Raw genomic sequence first — 14,221 nt, forward strand, 5'->3', positions numbered from 1 at the left:
CCGCGGCCCATGTTCGCCGAGTCCCTCACAGCCCGTACTCCTTCCAGCGCTTTGTCACCCGTTCGGCCGTACTCGGGTCGGACTCGACCATGTTCGGCCAGCCGCCGTCCCGGGTGTAGCCCTCCTCGGGCAGCTTCTTGGTGGCGTCGATCCCCGCCTTGCCGCCCCAGAACTGCTGGTACGACGCGTGATCCAGATGATCCACGGGCCCCTCGACGACAGTGAGGTCACGCGAGTAGTCCACGTTCCCCAGCGCCCGCCACGCCACCTCGTGGTAGTCGTGCACATCGCAGTCCTTGTCGACCACGATGATCAGCTTCTCCAGCGAAAGCATGTGCGCGCCCCAGATGGCGTGCATGACCTTCTGCGCGTGCTTCGGGTACTTCTTGTCGATCGCCACGATGACGCAGTTGTGGAAACCGCCCGCCTCCGGCAGGTGGTAGTCCACGATGTCCGGAACGATGATCTTCAGCAGCGGCAGGAAGAAGCTCTCCGTGGCCCGCCCCAGCGGCCCGTCCTCAGTAGGCGGCCGCCCCACCACAATGGACTGCAACAGCGGACGCCGCCGCATGGTGATCGTGTCGATCGTCAGCGCCGGGAAGTCCTCCTGCGGCGTATAGAACCCGGTGTGGTCCCCAAAGGGCCCCTCGGGCAGCATCTTCCCGGGCTCCAGCCACCCCTCCAGTACGACCTCGGCCTGCGCCGGGACCTGGAGCGGGACCGTCTTGCAGTCGACCATCTCGATGCGCTTGCCCGACACGAAGCCCGCGAAGAGGTACTCGTCGATGTCACCCGGCAGCGGAGCGGTAGACGCGTACGTCACGGCCGGCGGCGCACCGAAGGCGATGGCAACCGGCAGCCTCTCCCCCCGCCGGGCCGCCACCTGGTAGTGATTCCGGCTGTCCTTGTGGATCTGCCAGTGCATACCGATCGTGCGCTTGTCATGCCGCTGAAGCCGGTACAGCCCCAGGTTCCTGATCCCCGACTCCGGATCCTTGGTATGCGTAAGCCCCAGGTTGAAGAAAGACCCGCCGTCCTCCGGCCACGTGAACAAGGCAGGCAGCCGGTCCAGATCCACGTCGTCACCCGTGAGCACGACCTCGTGCACCGGCGCCGCCTCGGACTTGACCTTCTTCGGCGGCACGTGCGCCATCGACCCGAGCTTGCCGAAAGCCTCCCGTACCCCCACAAACCCATGCGGAAGCTCGGGCTTCAGCAGCCCGCCGATCTTGTCCCGGATGTCGTCGTAAGACTTCAGCCCCAGAGCCTTCAACAGCCGGCGGTCCGTCCCGAAGACGTTCATCGCCAGGGGCATCGACGAGCCCTTGACGTTCTCGAAGAGAAGCGCCGGGCCACCCGCCTTGTTCACCCGGTCGACGATCTCCCCGACCTCCAGGTACGGATCGACTTCGGCCTTGATGCGCTTGAGGTCGCCCTCGCGCTCCAGCGCCCGGAGCAGGGAGCGAAGATCGTCGTAAGCCATGCGGTCCAGTATCCGGTACGCACTACGCTTGGCCCGTCACCGGGGCCGTCTACGGCGCCCCGCGGTCCGCGTTCTGGGGGCTTGCTTCTCATGCTCAGGTATCTGCCGTTCCTCATCCTTCTTGCGCTGTGGATCTATGCCTTCATCGACTGCCTGAACACCCCCGAGGAAGAGGTCCGCCACCTCCCCAAGGTGGTGTGGGTGATCATCGTGCTGCTCTTCGGCGAGGTCCTGATCGGCCCCATCGCGTGGCTGGCCGTCGGCAAGGTCCGCAAGGGAGCCCGAGGCGCCTCCGACAGCACACCCTCCGAATGGCACCGACGCCACAAGCAGGAGTGGGTCGCCCCCGACGACAACCCCGACTTCCTGAAGTCCCTGAAGGACGAGACCGCCAAGGACGAGTCGATGATGAAGGACTGGGAAGCGGACCTGCGTCGCCGGGAAGAGGAACTCAAGCAGCGCGAGGACGGCGGCCCCGATGACCCGACGCCGCCGAAGTCCTGACACCACGGTGCCAGGAGGGGACGTGTCGGGGCGCTCCCCGCAGGGCGTTGAACGCAACCACCGCGAACGAATACAACGCGGTGCCCGAACGTTCGACGACCGAGGAGACGCCGCGGCGCGGCACCGACCCCGGAGCCCCGGAAATCACCGACCCCGGATTCGAAAACCCGTGCACGTGTCAACTTACGGTGCGTAAGCTGGAGTTGACGTAGCGACACATGGGACCCGCGGAGGTGCTGTGGACAGAGAGCTGTTCGGCCGCGAGGCGCTCCTCGACGGTCTTGCGCCACGGCTCATAGGTCTGCCGCCCCGCGGTTTCCAGAAGGTCCCCTTCGAGCACCGCGACGACCTCCCCGCCGTAGTCCTCACAGGCGGCCGCGGCATGGGCAAGACCGCCGTACTGAAACGACTGCACACCGCCTACCGCCGGCGCACCCCCATCGCCCTCATCGACTGCGAGCGCGCCGAGTTCACCGAGCGGACTGCCCACTCCCTCTCCTGGTCGCCCGTCACCGAGGCCCTCGCCGAACTCGGCGAGCAGCTGGCGCCCCCCGTGCACGGCGCCGGCGCCGTGGAGTTCCCCCGCCTAGCCGCCGGCCTGCTCGCCGTCGCCAGCCTCGGCTGGCGCCCGCACGACGACGAGAACATCCTCGCCGAGGGCCTGCGCCTCGGCCTCCTCGTAGAGCCCGGCTCCCGCTGGCGCAACCAGACCCGCACCTGGCTGACCAAAGTCGTGGCAAAGTTCGCCGCGATGGCTTCCGGCGTCGGCCCGGGCCTGGACATCGTCGTGGAAACGACGGTCGAGTCCCTCCTGGACGACCTGTTCAACCGGGGCCAGCGCACCTCCGCCGACTGGTACGGCACCTACCCGGGCGCCGGCGGCAAGGCCAAGCGCGGCCTGACCCTCCTCGCCCTGCACTTCCGCCGCGGCAGCGAGCACCGCGTACGCGCCGAGCGCCACCTCGTCGGCGCGCTCCGGGCCGACCTGGACGCCGCCTACCAGGGGATGGGCCGGTTACGCCGAGTAGGCCGACCGGTAGTACTCCTCGACAACGCCCAAGCACCCCTCGGCCGCCACCTCGTAGAGCCCGTACTCCGCGACCGCGCCGACGGCAGGCGCGACCACGTGGTGCTGATCGCGGCCCTGCGCGGGCACGACCACCCCGCGCTGCGTCACTCCGTACGCCGGACCCTGCCGGAGGTCCGGCACGAGCTCGGCTGGCGGCGAGGACGCGAAATCGCATCGGGCGCGACAGCGGTCGAGCTCACCCCGCTCGACCCCGAGCACGTCCGGCAGATCTTCGACCGCAGGGACCCCCGCCAGCTGACCCAGCCGCAATTGGCACGCGCGGTCCACCGCCTCACGGGCGGCCGCCCCCTGGCAGTGGATCTGCTCGCACAGGCCGCCGGCCAGGACGAGCACCCGGAGCGGTTCACCCCCGCCTCGCTGCTGGCCGCGCCCGTCACCCTCCGCGAGGACAGCGAGGGCCAGGAAGTGGCCGCCGAGCTGCTCGCGCGGCTGGTGCCCGCGTCCCGCCTCGACTGGCTCACCGTGCTCGCCCCCGCGCACGACGTGCCGTCGGCGGAGGCACTGGCCGCGTCGCGGCTGCCGGGCGAGGAGGGGCGTACCGGACTGGCCGCCGTACGCGACGTTCGGACCCTGCTCGCGGACGAGCACTGGCCGTCGGCCCCGGGCCACTTCGTGGGCGACCCCCTGCTGCGCACGCTGCTGCTGCACCGCCTGCGACACGGCGACCGCGACTCCACCCGCTGGAGAGCGGTCCACCAGACCCTCCGCGACCACTACGGCACCAACCACCCACCGCACCGCCTCCACCACGAACTGGCCCTCGGAGCAACAGAAGGCGCCGTCACGTACCTCCGCGAGACCTTCCCCCGTGCCGACGCCCGCGTCTGGCTCGACGAGCTCCGCTTCATCGCATCGGCGCCCCATTTCGACGCCCCGGACGTACGCCGCCCCGTGGCGCTCGGCCGCACCGACGCACCGGCGCCGACGCCGCCGCCCGGTGCGGACGCCGTACTCCATCTGCGCATACGCCGCCTGCTGTTCGCGGTGTGGCAGCTGACCGACCCGCTGGCGCTCCCGGACGACGAGGTGACCGAAAAGATGGGGTACGAACTGGGCCTGCTCTCGGAGCTGCACAGTTCGGGCAACGAAGTCCTCTGGCAAGCGTCCCGCTCCTGGCCGCAGGCCGTACGCGAGTGGCGTCTGCCGGCCGGTACACAAACAACCAGCACACAGACAACCGGGGGCGGGGAATGACGGACTGGTTCCGCAGAGTCTTCTGGTTCACACCGCTGCGCAAGGGCCTCACGGTGCTCCTCGCCCTCGCGACAACGGCGGCCCTGTCCTACGGCGGCTATCACCTGGTCAACCCCGACCTCTCCTGCGCCGAGGGCGTGGCCCGCCCCGAGGAAGGTGCGGAGTGCGTGGGCGTCTCCGGAGACGGCTACGCCTTCGAAGTACCGAAACTGAACGACGTGGCGAAAGCCATCGCCCGCGAGAACGAAAAGCTGAAGCCCGGTGAGTACGCGACCGTGGCCGTGATGCTGCCGCTCACCTCCACGGACAGCGGCATGCGCACCAAGGTCCTCCACGAGCTGCAGGGCGCGTTCCTCCAGCAGTACGCGGCCAACCACGATTCCAACGGGATGAGGCCGAAGATCCGGCTCGTACTGGCCAACACGGGCAAGGGCAACGCCCACTGGCGTACGACGGTGGACCGCCTCAAAGCCATGACGGACGGCCCCGACCACCTGCGGGCGGTCTCCGGCGTAGCCACCAGCAGCGCCGAGACCAAGGCCGCCGTGAAGGAGCTGACCCGCGCGGGCATCCCGGTGATCGGGACGACCATCACCGCCGACGACATAGCCAACGGCCCCGGCGACGGCCCCGACGCCGACCCGTACCCCGGTCTCGCCCGCGTCTCGCCGACCAACCGCGACGAGGCCCGCGCCATCGCCGAGTTCGGCAAGGTCGAAGCGAAAAGGGCGGTGCTGGTACGGGACACGCGTCCCGGCGACCACTACACGGCCACCCTCAAGGATGCCTTCACCGCGCTGCTCCCCAACGCTCCGTACCAGGCACACTTGTTCACCTCCCCGCCGGATGCCACCGAGGAGGGCCCCACCGCGAACACCTTCCGGCAGATCACGCTGCTGCTCTGCAGCAGCAACCGCGTGGACACGGTGTTCTTCGCCGGCCGTCACACCCAGCTGCGGCAGTTCGTGAACGCGCTGGGCCGGCGCGGCTGCGACAACCGGAAGTTCACCGTGCTGACCGGTGACGAGGGCTCCTACCTCAGCGGCGACAACGGCCCCGAAAAGGAGGCGCTCGCCGGCGTCAGCGTCCGGTACGCCGCGCTGGCCCACCCCGACGCCTGGAAGGAGGGGCAGCGCGGCACTCCGAAGACGGGCGGGACCCCGGCGGCGTTCACGACCTTCACGGACCGGCTCGCGAAGGCGGCGGCGGACCCCGAGATCGGCCCCATCGGCAAGACGTCCCTCACCGACGGCCAGGCGATCATCGCGTACGACGCCATGGCGACGGCCGTACAGGGCATCCGGGAGGCGGCCGGAGGGGGCGAGAAGCTGCCGGAGATCCGCGATGTCGTCACGCAGTGGCGGCAGATGAACGGGCCGCTGAAGGTGGACGGCGCGAGCGGCTGGATCTGCCTGGACAACCACGGCAACCCGTACAACAAGGCGGTGCCGATCGTGGAGCTCGCCCCGGACGGCACCCAGCGGTTCGTGGAGATCGCCTGGCCCGAGGGAAGGCCGCCGGCTCAGGACTGCCTGCCGCCGGGCGCCTCGTAGGCGGCGTACAGCTCGCGGTAGCGCTCCAGGGTCCGCGCCGACCAGTCCGGCCGGCGGCCGTCGAGGAAATCGACGAGGTACTCCAGGTGCTCGTGCCAGCCCGCCAGGCGGCTCAGCCGCTCGGCCTCACCGAGCGTGGCGACCTCGTTGGTGAAGCGCAGCACCGTGCCGTTCGTCGTTCCGGCGGGCGCCAGGTGGAAGCGGATCCGCCCCTGCGCGCCGACGGTGTACTCCGCGACGTGCTCCAGGTCCCAGGCGGTGACGGTGCCCTCGGAGACCGCGCCGGCGCCGGGCCCTGCCCGCGTGTCCGGCCGGAGGTCCAGGGCGTGGGCGTGCCCCCCGGGGAGACCCAGCTGCCACCGCAGGGTGACCGCGCCGCCCAGGCGCGGCTCCAGCGGGTCGGTGACCGCGAGCCATCCGCGCAGGCCGACGGGGGTGGCGACGGCCGGCCAGACCTGGTGCACGGGGTACGCCAGGTTCAGCGTGAACCGCAGCACGTCCGTGTGTTCGCGGTGCTCGCAGGTGCCCGGACCGATCACATCCGCCATGGCTCCAGCCTCACCCTGCGACGGGGCTTTCGCACCTCCTGCTCGGGGGTCTCAGACGCCCGCGTACGAGTGCTTGCCGCTCAGGAAGATGTTCACGCCGTAGTAGTTCCACAGCCAGCAGCCGAACGCGAAGAGCGCCAGGTAGGCGGCCTTGCGGCCCTTCCAGCCCGCCGTCGCGCGTGCGTGCAGGTAGCAGGCGTACACGACCCAGGTGATGAAGGACCAGACCTCCTTGGGGTCCCAGCCCCAGTAACGGCCCCACGCGTCGCCCGCCCAGATCGCGCCCGCGATGATCGTGAACGTCCACAGCGGGAAGACGGCGGCGTTCACGCGGTACGCGAACTTGTCGAGCGAGGCCGCCGACGGCAGGCGCTCCATGACGGAGGTCGCGAAGACGCCCGGCGTGCCGCCGCCCGCGAGCTTCTCCTCGTACGCGTCGCGGAAGAGGTAGAGCAGCGTGCCGACCGCGCCGAGGTAGAACACCGCACCGCAGAAGATCGCGGTGGAGACGTGGATCCACAGCCAGTACGAGTCCAGCGCGGGCACGAGCTGGTCGCTGTCGGTGTAGAGCCACTTCGTGGCGATACCGAGGTCCAGCAGCACCGTCGTGACCAGCGGCAGACCGGCCCACCGCACGTTCTTCTTGGCGGCCAGGATCGCGAGATACACGCCGACGACCACCGTGGAGAAGGTGATCGAGAACTCGTACATGTTGCCCCACGGCGCGCGCTGCACCGACAGGGCGCGGGCCACCACGCCGCCCGCTTCGACGAGGAAGGCGAGGGTGGTGAGGGAGATGGCGACGCGTCCGTAGAGGTCGCCCTTCTCCGTGCCGCCCGCCGCACCGGGACCGTCCGGAACGTCGCGGGTGCCCGCCGCCGACCGGGTGATGATCTTGGGCTTGTCGAGGACGGCGGTGGAGCCGCCGGACCGCACCGTCACCGACGGTGCATGGGCCGCCGCGGCGTCACCAGTCAGCGCGGCGGCCGTACGGCCGACCTTGCTGCGGCTGCCGAAGACCCACTCGGCGATGTACGCGAGGAAGGCCAGGGTGTAGACGGCCATCGACGAATAGATCAGCACATTGCTGATGTTGGCGAGGTTCTCGTTGGTTGCGGCCGCGAGATTCACGCGCGGACTCCTTCGACAGGTGCAGGTTCAGCGGGATCAGGTGCCGTCGGCGCCTGTGAATTGAGCGTTGCGGCCAGGTCGGCCAGTTCCTCGGGGAGCTTCGAGGACTCGCTGCGGCCGAGTCCGGCCATCTCGACGACGGTGACGCCGTCCGCACCCCGTACCGCCCGGACCCACACACGGCGGCGCTGGATGAACAGCGATCCAGCGAGCCCCGCGATCGCGGCGATGGCCCCGGCCAGCGCGGGTACGTTGCCGGGCTGCTGCGAGATCTGGAAGGTCGCCCACTCCTTCACGTCCTTCTCGAACGTGATGGAGCCCGCGCCGTCCGGCAGCTTCATCGTCTCGCCGGGCAGCAGCCGCTGCTTGAGCAGAGCGCCCTTGTCGTCCTTGAATTCCTTCATCTTGCGCTTGTCGAGCTGGTACACGTTCTGCGGCAGGCCCGCGTTCACACCCAGGCTGCCGTGGTACGCGTTGAGCGCGAGGACGGGGAAGTCGAGACCCGGGTACTGGGAGAGCATCGTGCCCTTGCCCGCGCCCGCGAACGTCGGCACGAAGAACGCCTGGAAGCCCAGCTGGTCCTTCTTGCCGTCCTTGTCGCGGTAGCCGTCCATCACCTTGATCGCGCCGGACGAGGTGACGTTGGAGTCCATGGGCAGCAGCGGCACCGCGTCCCTGAAGACTTCCTTGCCCCTGCCGTCCCTGACGGTGACGACCGGCGCGTACCCGTGGCCGATGAGGTAGACCTTCGAGCCGTCGACCTCCAGCGGCCGGTTCACCTCGATCGTGGCCTTCTTCTCGGCGCCGTCCGCCCCCTTGGCGTACGTCACATGGGCCTCGTAGGTGCGGGGTGTGCCGCGCTGGGGACCGGAGCGCTCGTACGTCCCGATGAACTTGTCCAGCTTGAAGCTGAACGGCGCCAGGTCGTGGTCCCGGTCGAAGAGCGACCCGGACTTGAAGTCGTCGTACTGCGTGAGGGTGTTGGCGAAGCCGCCGCCCTCGACGACCAGCTTGCCGCCCTCGGACTTGAAGAGCTGCCCGGTGGCGAAGGACACGAGCATCACGATGAGCGCGATGTGGAACATGAGGTTCCCGGCCTCGCGGAGGTACCCCTTCTCGGCGGCGACCGCGTCCCCCACGGCGTGGGAGCGGAAGCGGCGCTGCTTCAGCATCGCCAGCGCGGCCGCGCGGACCTGCTCGGGATCCGTTTCCGTACGCCAGGTCGTGTACGCCGGAAGTCGCGTCAGACGGCCGGGCGCGCCCGGCGGGCGGCTGCGGAGCTGGCCGACGAACTGCCAGGTGCGGGGGACGATGCAGCCGATGAGCGAGATGAACAGCAGGATGTAGATCGCGGAGAACCACACCGAGCTGTAGACGTCGAAGAGACCAAGGTCGTCGTAGATGGGGGCCAGCGTCTCGTGCGCCGCCCTGAAGTCTTCGACCTTCGTCTCGTCCACGCCGGTCTGCGGGACGAGCGATCCGGGAATGGCGCCCAGCGAGAGCAGGAAGAGCAGGATCAGGGCGACCCGCATCGACGTCAGCTGCCGCCAGAACCAGCGCACCCAGCCGGTCGTCTCGCGCCAGGCCCAGGCGATCCGGCCGGCCGCGCCGGGCTGCATCACGCCGCCGAAGGAACCGGGGACCGACCGTTCCTGGGGGGCGGTGGAGAGCTGGGCGCCGGCTTCGCCGAGCTCGCTCTCCTCGGCGGCGGTCACAGCCGCCTCGTCCGTCTCGGTCTTGCTCATGGAACTCAGATCCCCACCGTGAAGCTGTTCGTCCAGCCCTGCATGTCCTGAATGATGCCGTTCCAGATCCCTGTCACGAGCAGGAGGCCGGTCACGATCATCATCAGACCGCCGATGCGCATCACCCAGACGTAGTGCTTCTTGACCCAGGCGAACGCACCGAGCGCCCGCCGGAAAGCCATCGCGGCGAGCACGAAGGGCACACCCAGGCCGAGGCAGTACGCGACGGTCAGTATGGCCCCGCGCCCCGCGCTCGCCTCGTTGAACGCGAGGGTCTGCACGGCGCCGAGCGTCGGGCCGGTGCACGGCGCCCAGCCGATGCCGAAGAGCGCACCCAGGACGGGCGCGCCCGCGAGACCGGCGGCCGGCCGCTTGTGGATGCGGAATTCACGCTGGGTGATCCAGGGCATCAGCCCCATGAACAACACGCCCATGAGGATCATCAGGCCGCCGAGCACCCTGGAGAGGGTCTGCTGGTACTCCTGGAGCGTGTTGCCGAAGTAACCGAAGAGCGCCCCGGTCGAGACGAAGACGGCGGTGAAGCCGAGGACGAAGAGCGAGGCGCCCACGACCATGCGGCCGCGCTTGGCCTCCGCCAGGTCGGTGCCGCTGATTCCCGTGACGTACGACAGGTAGCCGGGTACGAGCGGCAGCACGCACGGCGAGAAGAACGAGACGAGTCCGGCGGCGACGGCGATCGGCAGGGCGAGTATCAGGGCACCGCTCAGAACGGTCGGGTTCGGGTCGGTGATCGCGGCGGCGAGAAAGCTCACTTGGTCACTTCTCCGCGATCAGCGGGTCGATCATCTGGCGCAGTTTCTTCTCGCTGAGGGCGGTGAGCGAGCGCGCCGCGATCTTCCCTTCGCGGTCGATCACGATCGTTGACGGAACGCCCTGAGGATTCAGGCTTCCCTTGGGAAAGCGGAGAATCAGCTTGCCGATCGGGTCATAGAAGCTGGGATACGCGACGCCGTAATCCTCTTCGAACTTGATCGCCGGCTGCGTGGAGTTGTCACGCGTGTTGATCCCGACGAACTCGACGCCCTTGTCCTTGGTCTCCTTGGCGACCTTCGCGAAATACGGGGCCTCCGCCCGGCAGGGCGGGCACCACGAACCCCAGACGTTCATGACGACGACCTTGCCCTTGAAGTCGTCGACGTCGAGCTTTTCGCCCTGGAGGGTCTTGCCGTCGAGCTTGGGGGCGTCCTGCCGCTCGCCCTTGGCGACGGTGGAGATGCCCGCGCTGCTGGTCACGAAGTTCGTGCCGCCCGAGCCCGACGACGTACTGCCGTCGCCTCCGCACGCGGAGAGCGCGAGTGCGCCCGCGATCACGAAGGCGCCCGCCGACGTGGCGCGGCGGGTGCGGTGCGAGCGGCGGCGGGGGGCGCGGCTGAGGCTCATGTGAAAAGTTTCGCATGAGCGTTCCAGAGATCTTCCGCGCCCCCCATGGTGCCCGTAAAGCCCCTTGTCAAGACGCCTTAAGGAAAGACTTCCAGCCACCCGCCGGGGACTGTCCGACCTCGAGGGATCGCAGCTTGGCGAGCACCTTCGGGTCCTGTACGTCGAGCCAGTCGCAGAACTGCCGGAAGGAGACCAGGCGTACGTCCTTCTTGCCCGCCATGCCCTTGAGGGCCTCCTCGACGGCGTCCATGTAGATTCCGCCGTTCCACTGCTCGAAGTGGTTGCCTATGCAGAAGGGCGCGCGATTGCTCTCGTACGCCCGCCGGAAACCGGAGAGATAAGCCTCGGTGGCCTGCTTCTTCCAGCCGGGGTAGCGCGACGGCATGCCCTGGGTCGAATTCTTCGACTGGTTGGCGAGGATGTTGTAGTCCATCGAGAGCACCTCGAAGGAATGGCCCGGGAACGGCATCGCCTGGAGCGGCAGGTCCCACAGGCCCTCGCGCTTGGCGGGCCACATCTGGCGGCCGCCGGGCGAGCTCGCGTCGTAACGCCAGCCGAGCTTCTTCGCGGTCGGGAGCAGGTTGTCCTGGCCGAGGAGGCAGGGGGTGCGGCCGCCGACGAGTTCCTTCTCGTAGTCGAAGGGCAGCGGGTCGAGGTCGGTCCAGCCGCTGTTGGTCTTCCACTCGGTGACGAATGACTTGGCCTGGGCGGTCTCGTTCTCCCACTGGGCGGGAGTCCAGTTGCCGACCGAGCCGGATCCGGCGCAGAAGTGGCCGTTGAAGTGGGTGCCTATCTCGTGGCCTTCGAGCCAGGCCTGGCGGACGTACTTGAGCGTGTCCTTGATGTGCTCGTCGGTGAGGTAGCCGATGTCCGAGGCGCCGACGCGGTTGTTCGGCGGCTTGTAGAGGCTCTTCTTCGATTCGGGCAGGACATAGAGCCCGGAGAGGAAGAAGGTCATCGCCGCGTCGTGGTCCTTGGCGAGCTTGAGGAAGCGCGGGAACAGGCCGCTGCCGACCTCGCCCGCGCCGTCCCAGGAGAAGATCACGAACTGGGGCGGGGTCTCGCCGGGCTGGAGGGGGACGGGCTTGTCCGGCTGGTTCGGCTGCTTGCCGGTGTCGGCCGTCGAGCCGTCACCTATCAGCCGTATGCCGTCCCCGGTCCCGGTGGGCGAGGGGGTGCCGCCGCCGCTGCCGCCGCCCTTGCCTCCGCCGGTGCGGCCCGCACCCGATTCCGTCGAACCGGAAGGGCCGCAGCCGGCTATGCCGACCGCGGCCGCTGCTCCGAGTCCCAGTCCGAGCAGACCCCTTCGACTCATGTCCCGCATACCGTCGCCCCATCCGCGCTTGTCGTCCCCGTTGGCGTCCGCCGGTCGTACAAGTCGTACAAACGGACACCGGATAAGAGGCGGTGGTGCGGAAACGGGTTCCGGCGAACCGGCACATTTTTGCCAGGAGTGGCCGGAAAGCGGGGGATATTACGCGCCGAATGCCTTCGCTTTACCCTTTACGGGCTTGGCGCCGACCAGCAGATGCGCCGGCACAAGATCGCGGGCCGGCTCGCTGTACGTCACGGACACGATCTTGTCGCCGTCGAACGTGAACGACGTGAGCGAGGCGAGCGTGCACTGCCGCTTCCGCGGGTCGTGCCACAGCCGCCGCCGCTCGACGAAGCTGCGCAGGGTCCAGATCGGCAGCTGATGGCTTACGGCGACCGCCTCCTGCCCACGCGCCGCGTCGCGCGCCGCGTGCAGGGCGCCCATCATCCGTACGACCTGCTCGATGTACGGCTCGCCCCACGACGGCTGGAACGGATTCGTCAGGTGCTTCCAGTTCGAGGGCCTGCGCAGCGCGCCGTCCCCGACCCCGAAGGTCTTGCCCTCGAAGACGTTGGCCGCCTCGATCAGCCGCTCATCGGTGGCCACATCGAGCCCGTGCGACTTGGCGATCGGCGTCGCGGTCTCCTGGGCGCGCTCCAGCGGCGACGAGACGACGTACGCGATGTCGCGCCCGGCGAGGTGCTCGGCTACCCGGTCGGCCATCTGCCGCCCGAGCTCCGAGAGGTGGTACCCGGTCCGGCGCCCGTACAGCACCCCGTCCGGATTGTGCACTTCGCCGTGGCGCACCACGTGGACGACGGTGGTCTCGCCGCTCATGCCGTCGCCTCCGCTGCGGCACGGGCGGCGGCGGGCAGGGCGGCGGCGATGCGCTCGACGGCCCGTGCGTCGTGGGCGGTGGAGACGAACCAGGACTCGAAGGCGGAGGGCGGCAGGTAGACACCGTTCGCGAGCATCGAGTGGAAGAAGGCGTTGAAGCGGAAAGCTTCCTGCTTCCGCGCATCGTCGTAGTCGCGCACCTCGTCGGCCGTGAAGAAGACCGAGAACATGTTGCTGGCCGTCTGGAGCCGGTGCGCGACGCCTTCCTTGGTGAGCGCCAGGGTGACGAGCTCCTGGATCTCCCTCGACACCGCGTCGAGCATGGCGTACGCCGCGTCGTCGAGCAGCCGCAGCTGCGCGAGCCCGGCGGCGGTCGCGACGGGGTTCCCGGAGAGGGTGCCGGCCTGGTAGACGGGGCCGGCGGGCGCGAGGTGCGCCATGACGTCCTTGCGGCCGCCGAAGGCCGCGGCCGGGAAGCCGCCGCCCATGACCTTGCCGAAGGTCATGAGGTCGGGCGCGATGCCGTCGACGCCGTACCAGCCGGCCTTCGACGTACGGAAACCGGTCATGACCTCGTCGGAGATGTAGAGCGCACCGTCGGCCTGGCACAGCGCCTTGAGCCCGGCGTTGAACCCCTCGCCCGGCGGGACGACGCCCATGTTGCCGGGCGATGCCTCGGTGATGACGCAGGCGATCTCGCCGGGGTGCGCGGCGAAGGCGGCCCGTACGGCGTCGAGGTCGTTGTACGGCAGAACGATCGTGTCGCCGGCCTGCGCGCCCGTCACGCCGGGCGTGTCGGGCAGCGCGAAGGTCGCGAGGCCGGACCCGGCGGCGGCGAGCAGGGCGTCGACATGCCCGTGGTAGCAGCCGGCGAACTTCACGACCTTCGCCCGGCCGGTGAAGCCGCGGGCGAGGCGGATGGCCGACATCGTCGCCTCGGTGCCGCTGGAGACGAGCCGTACCTGCTCGACCGGCGCGATCCTGGCGACGATTTCCTCGGCGAGCGCGACCTCACCCTCGCCGGGCGTACCGAAGGAGGTGCCGCGGGCGACGGCCTCCTGAACGGCGGCGATGACGTCGGGGTGGGAATGGCCGAGGATCATCGGCCCCCACGAGCACACGAGGTCGACGTACTCGCGGCCGTCGGCGTCGGTGAGGTACGGACCGGTACCGGACACCATGAAGCGGGGCGTACCGCCCACGGCGCGGAATGCGCGGACCGGAGAGTTCACGCCGCCGGGCGTCACGAGGGACGCGCGGTCGAAAAGCGTCTGCGAAACTGGGGCGTCATAGGGGAAGCTCACACAAGCCATGGTGTCAGAGGCTCCGACGGTCTTGCGGACAGGTGTTTCACCACACGTGTTTCACCGCACGGTCGTGGGGGAGGTCACTGACACGATGATCGGGTTGCGCGGCCGTG

General features: G+C 69.2%; 12 protein-coding genes. 3 read left to right on the forward strand and 9 right to left on the reverse strand.

The window, feature by feature from the left end; translation table 11 throughout:
- Window positions 1-25: 25 nt before the first annotated feature.
- Window positions 26-1,483: a menaquinone biosynthesis decarboxylase gene (locus J7E96_RS31950; RefSeq protein ID WP_215136543.1), complete on the reverse strand. Its 1,458-nt coding sequence runs from the start codon at window positions 1,481-1,483 to the stop codon at window positions 26-28.
- A 90-nt stretch (window positions 1,484-1,573) separates the two neighbouring features.
- Between J7E96_RS31950 and J7E96_RS31955 the strand changes: the two genes are divergently transcribed.
- The 3 genes from J7E96_RS31955 to J7E96_RS31965 all read left to right on the forward strand — a co-directional run bounded on the left by J7E96_RS31955 (window position 1,574) and on the right by J7E96_RS31965 (window position 5,824).
- On the forward strand, window positions 1,574-1,987 hold the full coding sequence (locus tag J7E96_RS31955; protein ID WP_215136545.1) for a PLD nuclease N-terminal domain-containing protein: 414 nt from the start codon (window positions 1,574-1,576) through the stop codon (window positions 1,985-1,987).
- A gap of 238 nt (window positions 1,988-2,225) precedes the next feature.
- The gene (locus tag J7E96_RS31960; protein ID WP_215136547.1) at window positions 2,226-4,271 is read left to right on the forward strand and encodes a hypothetical protein; all 2,046 of its coding nucleotides are present in this window, start codon (window positions 2,226-2,228) and stop codon (window positions 4,269-4,271) included.
- The gene (locus tag J7E96_RS31965; protein ID WP_215136549.1) at window positions 4,268-5,824 is read left to right on the forward strand and encodes an ABC transporter substrate-binding protein; all 1,557 of its coding nucleotides are present in this window, start codon (window positions 4,268-4,270) and stop codon (window positions 5,822-5,824) included. The genes J7E96_RS31960 and J7E96_RS31965 overlap by 4 nt, the downstream gene beginning before the upstream one ends.
- On the opposite strand, the gene J7E96_RS31970 is transcribed toward J7E96_RS31965, so the two are convergent.
- The 8 genes from J7E96_RS31970 to hemL form a co-directional block, all read right to left on the reverse strand.
- A complete protein-coding gene (locus tag J7E96_RS31970; RefSeq protein WP_215136551.1) occupies window positions 5,794-6,372 on the reverse strand; it encodes an SRPBCC domain-containing protein in 579 nt (192 codons plus the stop codon). The two genes, J7E96_RS31965 and J7E96_RS31970, sit on opposite strands and share 31 nt — an antisense overlap.
- 51 nt (window positions 6,373-6,423) lie before the next feature.
- Window positions 6,424-7,503, reverse strand: coding sequence for a c-type cytochrome biogenesis protein CcsB (gene ccsB, locus J7E96_RS31975; RefSeq protein WP_215136553.1), 1,080 nt, complete (start codon window positions 7,501-7,503; stop codon window positions 6,424-6,426).
- Complete coding sequence (locus tag J7E96_RS31980) at window positions 7,500-9,248, reverse strand: cytochrome c biogenesis protein ResB (RefSeq protein WP_215136555.1); 1,749 nt, start codon at window positions 9,246-9,248, stop codon at window positions 7,500-7,502. The genes ccsB and J7E96_RS31980 overlap by 4 nt, the downstream gene beginning before the upstream one ends.
- A gap of 5 nt (window positions 9,249-9,253) precedes the next feature.
- Window positions 9,254-10,021, reverse strand: coding sequence for a cytochrome c biogenesis CcdA family protein (locus J7E96_RS31985; protein WP_215136557.1), 768 nt, complete (start codon window positions 10,019-10,021; stop codon window positions 9,254-9,256).
- Between the two features lie 4 nt (window positions 10,022-10,025).
- Window positions 10,026-10,649 (reverse strand): TlpA disulfide reductase family protein, encoded by a 624-nt coding sequence (locus tag J7E96_RS31990; protein WP_215136559.1) that lies wholly within the window; start codon window positions 10,647-10,649, stop codon window positions 10,026-10,028.
- 67 nt (window positions 10,650-10,716) lie between these two features.
- Complete coding sequence (locus J7E96_RS31995) at window positions 10,717-11,973, reverse strand: hypothetical protein (protein ID WP_215136561.1); 1,257 nt, start codon at window positions 11,971-11,973, stop codon at window positions 10,717-10,719.
- A gap of 150 nt (window positions 11,974-12,123) precedes the next feature.
- The gene (locus tag J7E96_RS32000) at window positions 12,124-12,801 is read right to left on the reverse strand and encodes a histidine phosphatase family protein (protein ID WP_215136563.1); all 678 of its coding nucleotides are present in this window, start codon (window positions 12,799-12,801) and stop codon (window positions 12,124-12,126) included.
- Window positions 12,798-14,114 (reverse strand): glutamate-1-semialdehyde 2,1-aminomutase, encoded by a 1,317-nt coding sequence (gene hemL / locus J7E96_RS32005; protein WP_215136565.1) that lies wholly within the window; start codon window positions 14,112-14,114, stop codon window positions 12,798-12,800. The genes J7E96_RS32000 and hemL overlap by 4 nt, the downstream gene beginning before the upstream one ends.
- Between the last annotated feature and the right edge of the window lie 107 nt (window positions 14,115-14,221).

Source organism: Streptomyces sp. ISL-96 (genome assembly GCF_018614035.1).
Taxonomy (GTDB): domain Bacteria; phylum Actinomycetota; class Actinomycetes; order Streptomycetales; family Streptomycetaceae; genus Streptomyces.